This is a genomic window from Anoxybacillus gonensis, assembly GCF_001187595.1.
Lineage (GTDB): Bacteria > Bacillota > Bacilli > Bacillales > Anoxybacillaceae > Anoxybacillus > Anoxybacillus gonensis.
In genome coordinates, this window is record NZ_CP012152.1 from 1,846,497 (window position 1) to 1,862,081 (window position 15,585).

General features: G+C 44.3%; 11 protein-coding genes. All 11 read right to left on the reverse strand.

From position 1 onward, the window contains the following. Nucleotides 1-8: 8 nt before the first annotated feature. Nucleotides 9-1,109 carry a methylmalonyl Co-A mutase-associated GTPase MeaB gene (meaB, locus tag AFK25_RS09710; RefSeq protein WP_035066831.1) on the reverse strand — a complete coding sequence of 367 codons (1,101 nt, stop codon included), beginning with the start codon at nucleotides 1,107-1,109 and terminating at the stop codon, nucleotides 9-11. Continuing rightward, nucleotides 1,106-3,295 (reverse strand): methylmalonyl-CoA mutase, encoded by a 2,190-nt coding sequence (scpA, locus tag AFK25_RS09715; protein WP_035066829.1) that lies wholly within the window; start codon nucleotides 3,293-3,295, stop codon nucleotides 1,106-1,108. The genes meaB and scpA overlap by 4 nt, the downstream gene beginning before the upstream one ends. After that, nucleotides 3,282-5,261 (reverse strand): methylmalonyl-CoA mutase family protein, encoded by a 1,980-nt coding sequence (locus AFK25_RS09720; RefSeq protein ID WP_035066827.1) that lies wholly within the window; start codon nucleotides 5,259-5,261, stop codon nucleotides 3,282-3,284. The genes scpA and AFK25_RS09720 overlap by 14 nt, the downstream gene beginning before the upstream one ends. Nucleotides 5,262-5,420: 159 nt before the next feature. After that, complete coding sequence (locus tag AFK25_RS09725; protein ID WP_035066825.1) at nucleotides 5,421-6,737, reverse strand: dihydrolipoamide acetyltransferase family protein; 1,317 nt, start codon at nucleotides 6,735-6,737, stop codon at nucleotides 5,421-5,423. Nucleotides 6,738-6,749: 12 nt separating this feature from the next. Further along, complete coding sequence (locus tag AFK25_RS09730) at nucleotides 6,750-7,733, reverse strand: alpha-ketoacid dehydrogenase subunit beta (protein WP_003394199.1); 984 nt, start codon at nucleotides 7,731-7,733, stop codon at nucleotides 6,750-6,752. A gap of 2 nt (nucleotides 7,734-7,735) precedes the next feature. After that, nucleotides 7,736-8,734, reverse strand: coding sequence for a thiamine pyrophosphate-dependent dehydrogenase E1 component subunit alpha (locus AFK25_RS09735; RefSeq protein ID WP_009373856.1), 999 nt, complete (start codon nucleotides 8,732-8,734; stop codon nucleotides 7,736-7,738). 14 nt (nucleotides 8,735-8,748) lie between these two features. Beyond that, complete coding sequence (gene lpdA / locus AFK25_RS09740) at nucleotides 8,749-10,170, reverse strand: dihydrolipoyl dehydrogenase (RefSeq protein WP_009373857.1); 1,422 nt, start codon at nucleotides 10,168-10,170, stop codon at nucleotides 8,749-8,751. Nucleotides 10,171-10,182: 12 nt separating this feature from the next. After that, on the reverse strand, nucleotides 10,183-11,283 hold the full coding sequence (buk, locus tag AFK25_RS09745) for a butyrate kinase (RefSeq protein WP_035066823.1): 1,101 nt from the start codon (nucleotides 11,281-11,283) through the stop codon (nucleotides 10,183-10,185). 62 nt (nucleotides 11,284-11,345) lie between these two features. Further along, the gene (gene bcd / locus AFK25_RS09750) at nucleotides 11,346-12,449 is read right to left on the reverse strand and encodes a branched-chain amino acid dehydrogenase (protein ID WP_009373861.1); all 1,104 of its coding nucleotides are present in this window, start codon (nucleotides 12,447-12,449) and stop codon (nucleotides 11,346-11,348) included. 16 nt (nucleotides 12,450-12,465) lie between these two features. Then, nucleotides 12,466-13,368 (reverse strand): phosphate butyryltransferase, encoded by a 903-nt coding sequence (gene yqiS / locus AFK25_RS09755; protein WP_019416964.1) that lies wholly within the window; start codon nucleotides 13,366-13,368, stop codon nucleotides 12,466-12,468. A 127-nt stretch (nucleotides 13,369-13,495) separates the two neighbouring features. Further along, entirely contained in the window at nucleotides 13,496-15,562 is a 2,067-nt protein-coding gene (locus AFK25_RS09760) for a sigma 54-interacting transcriptional regulator (protein ID WP_035066821.1), read from the reverse strand. Between the last annotated feature and the right edge of the window lie 23 nt (nucleotides 15,563-15,585).

The following is a 15,585-nucleotide window of genomic DNA, read 5'->3' on the forward strand; positions in this document are numbered from 1 at the left end:
GACACCCTTTATCTTTCCTCATATAAACGAATTAATTGCTCGGCAGCCATCGTGACAGGCTGTTTTCCTGCCATCACATCTTCTTCAATAGCCGGCAACTGTTGTTGTACAATTGGATGATGAAAAAAGCGGTTGTGTAAGTAATCTTTAATCATCGCATGCAGCCAATCTTTCATCTGTTCTCTTCTTCTTTCCTCAAACACACCCGATTGTTTTGTCGTTTGCACAAATTTTTCGATCACTTCCCAAATTTGTTCGATGCCCTCTCCGTAAAGAGAAGAACATGTATAGGCTTTCGTTTCCCAGCCTTTCGTTGCATGACGCAAGTAGTGTAAAATTTGATTATATTCTTCTTTCGCTACTTCTGCTTTCTTTTTATTGTCGCCATCTGCCTTATTAATGACGATCGCATCGACGAGTTCCATCATTCCTTTTTTCATTCCTTGCAATTCATCACCAGCGCCCGTTAAAGCGAGCAATAAGAAAAAATCAACCATACCGCGCACCGCCACTTCGCTTTGACCAACACCAACCGTTTCCACAAGAATTATATCATATCCAGCTGCTTCACAAAGCAACATCGTCTCGCGTGTTTTGCGATGCACGCCACCGAGCGTCCCGCCTGATGGGGAGGGGCGAATAAACGCACGCGGATGGCGCGCTAAATGTTCCATGCGCGTTTTATCGCCAAGAATGCTTCCTCCTGTAATTGAACTGCTCGGATCGACAGCTAATACGGCGACACGATGACCTTTCTCACATAAAAATTGTCCAAACGCTTCAATAAACGTACTTTTTCCCGCTCCTGGTACACCGGTAATGCCAATGCGAATAGAGCGCCCGACATATGGAAGAAGTTCATGCAAAATGCGCTGAGCTTTTTCGGTATGTTTTGCTGCATTGCTTTCAATAAGCGTGATTGCTTGCGCTAAAATGGTGCGATCATGATTTAATACACCTGCGACATATTCCTCAACGGAACGTTCTTTCCGTTTTATTGATCGGTTTTCTTTCGCTAAATGGGCACGATCGTTTCCTTTCACATACGACGTTGCAAACATCTTTCCGTCATCAGCCCATTCAGGCCGAGATGTCCGTTCTTCGCTCATTCACTCACTTCCTCGTAACCGAGTCGTCGATAAATCTCATGCAATACTTTTTGTGCTGCTACTGGGATGATTGTACCTGGTCCAAAAATTGCAGCTGCACCATGTTCATATAAAAATTCGTAGTCTTGCGGTGGAATGACTCCACCAACGACAACGATAATATCTTCACGCCCTAATTTCCGCAACTCTTCAACAAGTTGTGGCAACAACGTTTTATGCCCCGCAGCAAGCGAGCTCATGCCAACGACATGTACATCGTTTTCAACCGCTTGCCGAGCCGTTTCTTCTGGTGTTTGAAAGAGCGGACCGATATCGACATCAAACCCTAAATCAGCAAATGCCGTCGCAATCACTTTTGCTCCGCGGTCATGTCCATCTTGTCCCATTTTTGCAATTAAAATGCGTGGCCGTCTTCCTTCTAGCTCGTAAAATTCATCCGTCATTTTTTTGACGCGGGCAATTTCTTCTTCGTTTGTAAACTCTGAACTATATACGCCGCTAACGGAACGAATGACCGCTTTATGCCTGCCTGCTACTTTTTCAATCGCATCAGATATTTCTCCTAACGTCGCCCGAGCGCGCGCTGCCTCTACCGCTAATTCAAGCAAGTTTCCTTCACCAGTTTCTGCTGCTTTCGTAATTGCTTGCAACGTTTGTTGAACGCGTTCTTCATCACGAGAAGCGCGCAACTGTTTTAATTTTTCAATTTGCCGCTCTCTAACGGCCGTATTATCGACTTCTAAAATATCGATCGGTTGTTCTTTTTCTGGACGATATTTATTCACGCCGATAATCGTCTCCGCACCGGAGTCAATTTTTGCTTGCCTTCTTGCCGCAGCTTCTTCGATGCGCATTTTTGGCAAACCTGTTTCAATCGCTTTCGCCATTCCACCAAGATTTTCGATTTCTTCAATATGAGCCCATGCACGCTTCATTAATTCGTTCGTTAACGTTTCCACATAATACGAACCTGCCCATGGGTCAATGACTTGGCAAATGCCTGTTTCTTCTTGTAAATAAAGCTGCGTATTGCGTGCGATGCGAGCGGAAAAGTCCGTCGGTAATGCAATGGCCTCATCAAGCGCATTGGTATGAAGCGACTGCGTATGTCCCATCGCTGCGGCGTGCGCTTCTAAACATGTGCGCACGACATTATTAAACGGATCTTGTTCAGTTAAGCTCCATCCCGATGTTTGCGAATGCGTCCGAAGGGCGAGCGATTTTGGGTTTTTCGGATGAAACGTCTTCATCATTTTCGCCCAAATGATTCGCGCTGCCCGCATTTTTGCTACTTCCATAAAATAGTTCATCCCAATCGCCCAGAAAAACGATAGACGCGGAGCAAATGAATCAATGTCAATGCCTGCTTTTAGTCCTGTGCGCACATACTCTAATCCATCCGCAAGCGTATAAGCGAGTTCAATATCTGCAGGTGCTCCTGCTTCTTGCATATGGTAACCTGAAATGCTTATGCTGTTGAATTTCGGCATATGTTTTGACGTGTACGCAAAAATGTCTGCGATAATACGCATGGACATTTCTGGTGGATAAATGTACGTATTCCGCACCATATATTCCTTTAAAATGTCATTTTGAATCGTTCCAGAGAGCTGTTCTTGTTTTACTCCTTGTTCTTCAGCCGTCACAATGTAAAACGCCATAATTGGCAATACGGCACCGTTCATCGTCATCGATACGGACATTTGGTCAAGCGGGATGCCGTCAAATAACGTTTTCATATCTAACACAGAATCAATGGCTACCCCTGCCTTGCCAACATCTCCGATAACGCGCGGATGGTCGGAGTCATATCCCCGATGTGTTGCAAGATCAAAAGCGACAGACAGCCCTTTTTGACCCATCGCTAAGTTGCGACGATAAAATGCATTGCTTTCTTCCGCTGTCGAAAAGCCAGCGTATTGCCGAATCGTCCACGGGCGATTGACGTACATCGATGGATATGGCCCACGAACGTATGGTGGAATGCCCGGCATATAGTCAAGAAAATCGAGGTGTGCTATATCTTCTTTCGTATATAGCGGTTTGATCGCAATATGTTCATTTGTTTGGAATACGAGCTCATCGAATGTTGCTCTTACTTTTTGTTCGATCGCTTTTTTCCACGTTTGTTCATCAACTGGCTGTCCATATTGTAACGGTCGATTAGCAAAATTAATTTTCCCCATCCACGTTCACCCCCATATCTTTCATAAATGCGAAAATCGTATCGTAGCAGTTCGAACCGATATGAATGAATCCATTGACGCCCGCTTCCATAAACGTTGCTTCAATATGTGATGGAAGCTTTCCTGCGACATATATGCGAACATCGCTTTTTTCTGTTTTTACTTGACGCACAATATGCGGAACGGCATCTACATAATCATCATCTGTTCCGCAAATGATATAATGCGTTCCGTTTGTTTCAAGTATGCCGTTAACGGCTTCCTCTATCGTCATATAACCGTCATTTTTTACGACCGTAAATCCTCCTGCTTCAAAAAAGCCTGTCATAAAATCGGCGCGCGTTTTATGTTTTGGAATGGAACCGAGATTCACAAGATGCACAGTTGGACGCTGACCGCTTGTTTCTGCATGGCGTTCCGATGCTTTGCGAAGCTGTTCAAACGGCTCAGATAAGCGCCATTGTCGGATCGGTGCCACGATCGTCATGCTTTCCTTTTCATGTATAACATGTTGAGCGATCGCTCGACGTTTAACAAGCGAAAGCGCCTCTTCCATTGTTTTTACATCGATATACGTATGATTGCTTCCGTAAGAGGTATACGTATGTTTCGGTGCTGACGGCTCAGCAATGTTTGCATATACGTTCGTTCCGACGATCTTTTCTTTTCTTGCTTTCACATGTTGTTCACGTTGTTTTGCTATGTTTTCAATTTCCTTTTGCACAAATCCACATTGAAGCGCTTTTGTCATCCCGCCTTGCGCTTCGACCTGTTGAAATAATTTCCAAGCTTCTTCTGCTAGTTGTGCTGTCAACGTTTCTACATAATACGATCCGCCAGCTGGATCGATCACTTTTCCGATATGGGCTTCTTCTAACAAAATAAGTTGTGTGTTTCTCGCGATGCGCTCTGCAAATTCATCTTCTGTTGCAAACGGTTCGTTAAACGGTGAAACATGAAGGCTGTTTGCTCCACCGACGATCGCAGCAAACGCTTCTGTCGTTGCGCGAAGCATGTTGACGTACGGGTCATATACCGTTTTCGTAAAATACGACGTACGCGCATGAATAGACAGTTTTTGCGCTTGTTCGCTTCCTCCGAACGCTTGCACAATGTTTGACCAAATGAGCCGCGCAGCACGTAGCTTCGAAATTTCCATAAAGAAATGTGAGCCAACTGGGAAAGAAAAATCGATACGGTTGGCTACGTCATCAATCGTCAATCCTCGTTCGAGACATTCATTTATATACTCTACCGCTGAGGCAAAAGCAAAAGCAAGCTGTTGAATCGCATTGCCTCCCCCATTATGATACGGATCGGCATGAACAAGGATTGTTTTCACATGTGGCATATGTGTTTTCGCCCATGTCGTCACATCAGCCATGACATCATATAAAGTAGAAAGCGGCATAGGAAGCTTTCCTGTGATCGTCAGTGAATGAAGTGGATCCATTCCGATCGTCCCGCGCATGCGACTAAGCGGCTGTCCACTTTCCTCAATATATGCGACAAAAAGCGGAAGAAACGGAAAGGCACATGCCCCTGTATCGATGCGAAGCGAGTAATTTTCTAGAGAAATGTTTGAAAACATCGTTTTTATTTGTTCTATCGTTTGAACAACAAATTTTAGCTTCGGCAATACGACATGAATTTCTGTCTGTCCACGTTCAAGTTGATGTTTCATCAGCTCATTCCATCGTTCAGGTGCCGAAGCCTCACACTGTTGACTGACTTCCCATCCTTTTTTTATATATCCTTCTACTTCTGTTCCGCGCACATATGAAGGAAAACCTGGATATTGTTCAATAGGCACCCCCTCTAAATCAGCACGTGTATAAATCGGTTTTAATTGAATTTGCTCGTATGTTGTGGCATATAACCGATCAAACGGTTTTCCTTTTAGCGATTTCTCAACTTCTTGTTTCCATTCGTCATAGCTTGGAATCGGAAACGATATTTGTTTCATTGTGGCACCCCATCCCCCTTTGTTGTTAAAACGCTTTCTTTTCTTATTTTTGAAAATATTCGTTACATTTTTTATTGTAGTACATCGTCGAAAGGAAGAAAAGAGAAATCATTGATATAAGAAGAAGAGGATAACCATTCGTTACCCTCTTCCTCATCATTAGTAAATTGGTGTGTTTTCTTTTGTTACATGCTCTAAAATTTCTTTGACACGCGCTAAAAAGCGACCGCAAATTAAACCATCAAGTACGCGATGATCTAGCGATAAGCAAAGGTTAACCATATCGCGAACAGCAATCATGCCGTCTTTTACAACAGGACGTTTCACGATCGATTCAACTTGTAAAATCGCTGCTTGCGGGTAGTTAATGATTCCCATCGATTGCACCGAACCGAACGAACCTGTGTTATTGACCGTAAATGTGCCCCCTTGCATATCTTCCGGACGGAGCTTACCTGCGCGCACTTTCGCTGCTAATTCAGCGATTTCACGCGCAATGCCTTTAATCGATTTTTCATCAGCATGTTTAATCACTGGAACGAATAAGGCATCATCTGTTGCTACGGCAATTGAAATGTTAATATCTTTCTTTTGAACAATTTTATCTCCTGCCCACATCGAGTTCATTTGTGGGAATTCTTTTAACGCTTGAGCCACCGCTTTTACAAAAAACGCAAAATACGTTAAGTTAAAGCCTTCGCGCTTTTTAAATTCGTCTTTAATCGAATCGCGATAAGCAACTAAGTTTGTCACATCGACTTCAACCATCGTCCATGCATGCGGTGCTTCATGTTTGCTGCGAAGCATGTTTGTCGCAATTGCTTTACGAACTGGTGTCACTGGAATTTCAATATCGCCCGGTTGAACAGGTACGTTAGGCATAGCGGCTTGTTTTGGTGCTGCCGCAGCAGGAGCTTCCGCTTTTGGTGCTTCTTGCAACGATTGCACAGACGCTTGCGCTTGAACGGGAGCTGTTGGCGCTTGACTTGGTGTTGGGATGTTGCCGGATTCAATCAATTTCAACAAGTCTTTGCGCGTAATGCGTCCGCCCATGCCTGTTCCTTGTACTTGTTCAAGGTCGATGTTGTGCTCTTGGGCAAGGCGAAGAACGGCTGGCGAATAGCGGCCTTTTTCTCCCGCTGGTTTTTTCGGTGCTGCTGCTTGTGCTGGCGCTGCCGGAACTTCCGCTTTTGGTGCTTCTTCTCGTTTCGTTTCCGCCGTTTCTGTGCCTTCTCCTTCGACTTCAATCGTACAAATGACGGCGCCAACTGGCAACGTTTCCCCTTCTTTTGCGATAATTTCTTTAATCACACCAGCAAATGAAGATGGAATTTCCGCATTCACTTTATCTGTCATCACTTCGGCAAGCGGATCGTATTTGTTGACACGAGTGCCAACAGATACGAGCCATTGACTAATCGTTCCTTCTGTTACACTTTCTCCAAGCTGTGGCATCGTAATTTTCTCAATCGCCATCGTGACTCCTCCTTAAAACTGCGCCAATTCGCGCATCGCCTTTTCGACTTTATCTGGGTTGACCATAAAGAATTTTTCCATCGTTGGCGCATATGGCATAGCTGGAACGTCTGGACCAGCTAGTCGCATAATCGGTGCGTCTAAATCGAATAAGCAATGTTCTGCAATAATCGCCGCTACTTCGCTCATGACGCTTCCTTCTTTATTGTCCTCTGTCACAAGCAATACTTTTCCTGTTTTGCTTGCTGCTTCAATGATCGCTTCTTTATCAAGCGGATAGACGGTACGCAAATCTAAAATGTGAGCGGAAATGCCTTCTTGCGCTAATTTTTCAGCAGCTTGCAGAGCAAAATGAACGCATAAACCGTACGTAATAACTGTAATGTCTTCTCCTTCACGTTTGACATCTGCTTTACCGATCGGAAGCACATAGTCGTCTGTTGGGACTTCTCCTTTAATGAGACGATATGCGCGCTTATGCTCAAAGAACAGCACAGGATCTTCATCACGAATCGCTGCTTTTAATAATCCTTTCACATCGTACGGTGTAGACGGCATGACGATTTTTAATCCCGGTTGATTCGCAAAAATTGCTTCAACAGATTGAGAATGATATAGCGCTCCGTGAACGCCGCCACCATATGGAGCACGAATAACAATCGGACAATTCCAATCGTTATTCGAACGATAGCGAATGCGCGCCGCTTCGGAAATAATTTGGTTGACAGCAGGCATAATAAAATCCGCAAATTGAATTTCAGCAATTGGGCGTAATCCGTACATCGCCGCACCGATCCCGACACCAACGATCGCAGATTCCGCTAACGGCGTATCAATGACTCGCTCTTCCCCAAATTGATCATAAAGCCCTTGCGTCGCTTTAAATACGCCCCCTTTTTTTCCGACATCTTCCCCAAGTACGAATACGCGCGGGTCACGTTCCATTTCTTCGCGAATGGCCATCGTAACGGCATCGATATATGAAATGACAGGCATATTTATTCCTCCTCTGCGTACACGTATTTCAACGCATGTTCTGGTTGTGCATATGGTGCTTTTTCTGCGTAGTCTGTCGCTTCGTTTACTTGTTTCATCACGCGATCAACAATTTCTTTTTCCAGTTCATCCGTTAATACGCCGACTTCTTTTAAGTAGTTCGCAAATAAATAAATTGGATCTTTTGATTTTGCTTCTGCGATTTCTTCTGGCGTACGATATGCACGATCGTCATCGTCCGACGAATGCGCTGTTAAGCGATAAGCAACCGTTTCAATTAACGTTGGTCCTTCACCACGGCGTGCACGATCTGCTGCTTCTTTTACGACGCGATATACTTCAAGCGGATCTGTACCGTCCACTGTATACCCTGGCATGCCATAGCCGATCGCACGATCTGATACTTTTTCGCATGCTAATTGTTTTTCAATTGGAACAGAGATGGCATATTTATTGTTTTCGCACATAAAGATGACCGGAAGCTTATGAACGCCTGCAAAGTTTGCTCCTTCGTGGAAGTCACCTTGGTTCGAAGACCCTTCTCCAAATGTAACGAACGATACGAAATCTTTTTTCTCCATTTTTGCTGCTAACGCAATGCCGACCGCATGCGGCACTTGTGTTGTAACAGGGGAAGAACCGGTGACGATTCGGTTTTTCTTTTTCCCGAAATGCCCTGGCATTTGGCGACCGCCAGAGTTTGGATCTTCCGCTTTCGCAAATGCTGAAAGCATCAATTCTGTCGGTGTCATACCGAACGTTAATACAACACCCATGTCACGATAATAAGGCAAGACGTAGTCTTTCGTGCGATCTAAGGCGAATGCCGCTCCTACTTGCGCCGCTTCTTGTCCTTGGCAAGAGATAACGAATGGAATTTTACCTGCGCGGTTTAACAACCACATCCGCTCGTCAATTTTACGCGCTAACACCATCGTTTCATACATTTGTAAAACGGTTTCATCGCTTAAACCGAGTTGTTTATGACGATTTTCCGCCATCATTCATTCCTCCTTTAAAAATGAATCGCTTTTCCATCAACAGCAAGCGCCGCTTCCATCATCGCTTCTGACAGCGTCGGATGCGGATGAATTGTGTGGGCAATTTCCCAAGGTGTTGCATTGAGCACACGCGCTAATCCAGCTTCGGAAATCATATCCGTTACATGTGGACCAACCATATGCACACCGAGTACATCATCTGTTTTTGCATCGGCGACGATTTTGACAAATCCTTCAGCTTCCCCATACACAAGCGCTTTGCCGATCGCTTTAAACGGAAATTTGCCGACTTTTACGTCATATCCTTTTGTTTTCGCTTCTTCTTCTGTTAAACCAACGCTTGCCGCTTCAGGACGACTGTAAATACATTTTGGCACCATCGTATAATCGAGTGGATGAACAGTATTTCCAGCAAGATGTTCAATCGCGATGATTCCTTCATGTGAAGCGACATGGGCAAGTTGCAAACCACCGATCACATCGCCAATCGCATAAATATGTTTTTCTTTCGTTTGATAATACTCGTTTGTTTGAATAAATCCTTTTTCAATAACAATATCGGTATTTTCTAATCCGATTCCTTCAACGTTTGCTTGACGTCCGACAGAAACGAGCATTTTTTCAGCTGTAAACGTTTCGTTTTGTCCATGAATCTCTGCTTGAATGCGTACACCATTTTCAACAACGAGCGTGTCAGGCAATACTTTTGCCTTCGTAACGATGCGTACGCCACGTTGTTTTAATATTTTTTCGATTTCTTTTGATACGTCGCGATCTTCCGTTGGTAAAATGCGATCGGCATATTCAACGACCGTGACATCTACACCAAAATCGTTTAACATCGATGCCCATTCAATTCCGATGACTCCGCCACCGACGATGATAATGGAAGCTGGCAACGTTTCCATGCGCAACGCTTCATCTGACGTCATAACGAATTGTCCATCAATCGTTAACCCCGGTAACGTGCGTGGACGAGATCCAGTTGCAATGACGACGTATTTTGGTACGAGCATTTCATTTTCCGTTCCATCATTCATCTCAACAGAAATCGTTCCAGGCATCGGTGAAAAAATGGATGGTCCTAGAATGCGTCCCGTTCCTTCATATACATCGATTTTTCCTTTTTTCATTAACATGTGGATCCCTTTATGCAGTTGATCAATAATCGCTTGTTTGCGCGCTTGTACTTGAGCAAAATCTAAACGCACTTCCCTAGCAAACACGCCAAACGCTTCGCTTTGTTTCGTTTGAGCATACACTTCTGCACTGCGCAATAACGCTTTGCTCGGGATACATCCTGCATGCAAACACGTTCCCCCAAGCTTTCCTTTTTCAACAACCGCTGTTTTTAAACCGAGTTGGGCCGCACGAATGGCGGCAACATATCCGCCCGTTCCACCGCCAAGTATCACGACATCGTACTCTTTAGCCATCGTTTCATCCCCTTAAACTGTTGTTTTGACCGCTTGTGGATATTGTTTCGCTTCTTCTTCTCCACGCAACACGCGAAGGGCCCCTTCAGCAAGTGCTTGCAATTCATTTTCCCCTGGTTGCACGATGACATCGGCAATCCATTGTACCCGATCAGCAATTTCTTTCACAAACTGTTTTCCGTATGCTAAACCACCCGTTAAAATGATAGCGTCGACTTTCCCAGCTAACACTGCACTTGCAGCTCCAATTTCTTTCGCTACTTGATATGCCATCGCGCTATAAACGAGTTTCGCTTTTTCATCGCCGTTTTCAATCATTTTTTCAACTTTCACCGCATCATTCGTCCCTAAATACCCAACAAGACCTCCTCCCCCAACGAGCATGCGCATCACTTCTTCGCGATAATACTCACCAGAGAAACAAAGGGAGACGAGATCGCCAGCTGGAACAGTCCCAGCACGTTCTGGGCTAAACGGACCTTCCCCGTCCAATCCGTTATTGACATCGATGACGCGCCCACATTTATGCGCGCCAACGGTAATTCCACCGCCCATATGTGCAACGATGAAATTGACTTCTTCATACGCTTTTCCCATCTGTTTGGCGACGCGACGAGCGACCGCTTTTTGATTTAATGCATGGAAAATGCTGCGACGCTCGATTAACGAAAAACCGGAAATGCGAGCGATCGGGTCCAGTTCGTCTACAACGACTGGGTCAACAATAAATGCTGGGATATTTAATGCGGACGCAATTTCGTGAGCTAAAATGCCTCCGAGATTTGACGCGTGCTGACCAGAGTATCCACGCCTTAAATCTTGCAACATCACTTCATTGACAACATACGTGCCGCCTTCGATCGGGCGAAGTAAGCCTCCGCGTCCGCATACGGCATCGAGCTTTGAAATATTTATCCCTTCATGATCCAGCGTTTCTAAAATCGTTTGTTTACGGAATTCATATTGGTCAATGATTTTTTTATACGCTCGTAACGCCTCTGTATCATGACGAATCGTTTTTTCAAAAATGGAGCGTTCATTATGAAAAACGCCAATTTTTGTTGACGTCGATCCCGGATTAATGACTAAGATGCGAAATGAATGTTCCTGCAATGTTTGCCCCTCCATTTTTTATCATCGACAAAGCGAGAACGAACGTCCTCGCTTTGTTATGTTTAGCGTGTGCGGCGACGGCTTAAAATGTGTTGACCGTTTTGTAAAAATTGGCTGCGTGATTGACGCATTTTTGCAATGCGCTCTTCAGCTAAACGGTCTGCTGCTTGGTATGTCGGAATGCCGTCACGCTTCGCAATTTCGATGACTTTTTCAATATTGTTATAAATTTGTTCAACTTTTTTCATCGCGCGTTCGCGGTTATATCCGTATAGCTCATCCGCTACGTTAATGACACCGCCCGCGTTAATCACATAGTCTGGCGCATAAACGATACCCATTTCATGAATGATGTCGCCATGTCTTGCTTCGCGCAATTGGTTGTTCGCAGCGCCCGCAATGACTTTCGCTTTTAATTGAGGAATCGTTTGATCGTTAATCACACCACCAAGGGCACACGGAGCGAAAATATCGCAGTCTACGCTGTAAATATCATTCGGGTCAACGGCTTGTGCGCCAAACTCTTCAACAACGCGTTGCACCGCTTCTTTATTAATGTCTGTAACGATAAGCTTCGCCCCTTCTTCATGAAGATGACGGCATAAATTATAAGCGACGTTACCGACTCCTTGTACCGCGATCACTTTTCCTTCAAGTGAATCGCTACCAAAAGCCTCTTTCGCTGCTGCTTTCATTCCACGATAAACGCCGTACGCAGTAACCGGAGAAGGATTTCCAGATGAACCGAATGCTGGTGAAATCCCTGTCACATAGTCTGTTTCTTCATAAATAATATCCATATCAGCAACTGTTGTACCAACATCCTCCGCTGTAATATAGCGACCGTTTAACCCTTGAATGAAGCGACCGAACGCACGGAACATCGCTTCGTTTTTATCTTTCCGTGGATCCCCAATGATGACCGCTTTTCCACCGCCAAGATTTAATCCAGCTGCTGCGTTTTTATACGTCATCCCACGCGCTAAACGGAGCGCATCTTCAATCGCTGCATCTTCTGACTCATACATCCACATACGCGTGCCACCTAATGCTGGTCCAAGCGTTGTATCATGAATAGCGATAATGGCTTTCAATCCTGATTCTTTATCTTGACAAAATACTAATTGCTCATAGTCGTATTGCTCCATATATTTGAAAATCTCCATCTTTCGTTCCCCCTTGTTATTTGTTCGTTGCACAAATAGCTAATGCTAATGAATACAATTTACTTTCTGCTGAATCCGCGCGCGATGTTAACACAATTGGTGCTTTCGCGCCAGCAATGATCGCTCCTACTTGCGCGCGGGCAAAATAAACGAGCGATTTATATAGCACATTTCCTGTTTCGATGTTCGGTACAACTAAAATATCAGCATGTCCTGCCACCGAACTTTGAATGCCTTTATGCTGGGCAGATTCAACGGAAATGGCATTATCTAAAGCGAGCGGGCCATCGACGATGCAATCTTTTAGCTGTCCGCGTTGATTCATAAGCGATAACGCTGCTGCATCAATCGTAGCTGACATCGCTGGATTCACAACTTCAACAGCAGCGAGCGGCGCAACTTTCGGTGTATGAATGCCAATCGCTTTCGCCACTTGTACCGCGTTCATAATGATTTCTGTTTTTTGTTGCAAATCAGGCGCAATGTTCATCGCTGCATCTGTGACGAGAATCGGCCGTTCGTAATGTGGCACTTGAAACAAGGCAACATGTGACAAAACTCGGCCTGTGCGAAGTCCATATTCTTTATTGAGCACCGCTTTTAAAATCGTTGCTGTTGGTACGTTCCCTTTCATTAAGACGCTTGCTTCTTTTCCATGTACCGCTTTAACGGCCATGTGAGCTGCTTCTTCTTTTGTCGAAGCGTGAACGATGCGAATAGCATCGCGATTTTCGTCCTGAACATATTCGGGAACAAGACACGATAAAACGGATTCATCGCCATATAAAATAAATCGCCCGAATCCTGCTTGTAACGCTTGTGCGACTGCTTTTAACACCTCTTCGTCTTCAGCTGCCGCAACAGCTACGGTTGCTTCAGGAAATTGGGTTGCTTTGGTGATTAACGATTGTAGCTTCATCTCATCTGCTCAACCCCTTTGTTTTTTCGTCACTTTTTATTCTTGCAAAAAGCATGCCAACTTTTTTGTTATTGAAAACGCTTTATTTTATTTCTTTTTCATTGCAACTTTTTGCATACTATGAACATTATTGCATGCTTTTTTTATCAAGTCCATACTTTTCAAGCTTGTAGTATAAATTCCGAATCGAAATGCCTAGTTGTTTGGCAGCTGCGGTTTTATTTCCTTGGCACGCTTGCAAAACGTTCTCAATGACTTTCGCTTCGTATTGCTCCACGAGCTCGTTTAGCGGTTTATGCGCATAAGACCATTCATGGGACGAAAGATGTTCTGGCTCTTTCGATTTGTGCAACAATGAAATATGCTTTCGTTCAATGATCACCTCATTATATTTCATAAAAATCATCGCGCGTCCTAGTACGTTTTCTAGTTCACGTACATTTCCCGGCCAATCGTACGACAGTAAATAAGCAAGGGCATCATCCGTAATTCCCTCCACGTTGCGCCCATAATCTTGATTTAGTTTTTGTATGAGCCGTTCACATAACGCAGGAATATCTTGCTTTCGTGCACGCAACGGAGGAATGTAAATCGGCATGCGATTGAGCCGATAATATAAGTCTTCACGAAATGTCCCTTCGGCAATCGCTTTTTCAAGGTGCACATTCGTTGCGGCAATGACGCGCACATTAATGGGAATGGGCTTCGTGCCACCGACGCGCACAATTTCTTTTTCTTGTAACACACGCAACAATTTTGCTTGCATATTGGCGGATAACTCGCCAATCTCATCTAAAAAAATGCTTCCGTTGTTCGCTTCCTCAAACAACCCTTTTTTCCCTCCGCGTCTTGCGCCCGAGAATGCCCCTTCCTCGTAGCCGAACAATTCGCTTTCAAGCAACGATTCGGAAATGGCAGCGCAGTTTACACGAACAAATTTATGATATTTGCGATCACTAGCATTATGAATGGCGTGGGCAAACAGTTCTTTTCCTGTTCCCGACTCCCCGCGAAGCAAAATCGTTGCAGGTGTTTTTGCCGCTAATTTCGCTTGTTCAATCGCTAACATCATCTCTTCCGATGTACCGACAATATCATCAAAGGAATATTTCGCCTCTAACGTACGAATAATTTGTCGGGCACGTTGCAACTCAGAAGTCAACTGTTCAATTTCTGATACATCATGAATGACACCAACACTTCCTTTTAACATGCCATCGACGATAATTGGCGCAACATTGACAACGACATCACGCTTTTTCGGACCGACTTTCATGCGCACTCCCCTGACCGGTCGCCGCGTTTTCAACACTTTCATATGCATGCTTTCTCCTTCAGAAATGTCCGCTGTCGCCGGTTTTCCGATCACTTCTTCTTCTGATAAACCCGTTAACTTTGTATATGCAGGATTAATTAAAATGCCGTTACCGTATTCATCAACAACAGAAATCGCTTCCTCTGAAGAGTGAATAATCGCTTCTAACATCGTGCGAATTTCTTTTAAATTCGTTACTTCTTCTGCTAAATGGACAACTTCTGTAATATCTTTAAACACGGCAAAAGCACCGAATAATTTTCCATTTTCATCAATAAGCGGAATGCGTGTCGTAATCATTTTTTTTCCGTTTTCTAATATTAATTCTTGGTTCAACTCCACTTCTCTCGTTTGTAATACACGCGGCAATCCGCTAGCTGGAATAACACGCAAAATATTCGTCCCAATGACTTCTTTTTTTCTTTTTCCAATCATTTTTTCTGCGCTCGGATTCATATGTGTTACAAAACCGCGTTCGTCAATGACAATCATTCCGTCGTGCGTAGAATGAAAAATTAAATCGTGTTTCGTCGTTGCTGTTTTTAACGTAGCAATGAGTTGCTCTTTTTCTTCCACTAGTTGTGCAATAATGTAAGCGATATCCCCAGGAATAACGACCGTATGCCCCGCACTTGCTTTACGCAACGCAGCAAACACTTCGTCATCTCCTGTGACCTCGACGATAATATCAAGATCATCTGTTAACACATCACGCCAATGTTTGCTCGTTTGGATCCCCATGTCGCGTGCAGCTTTTATCCCAGGGGCATCTTCGTTTCGATCCACAATCGCCACGACATCCATCAATTTCGTTTCATGAAACATTTTTAATAATGCACTTCCACCTTTGCCTGCCCCAACAATTAATACTTTTTTCATTCCCATCACCTATTCGTTTGCAA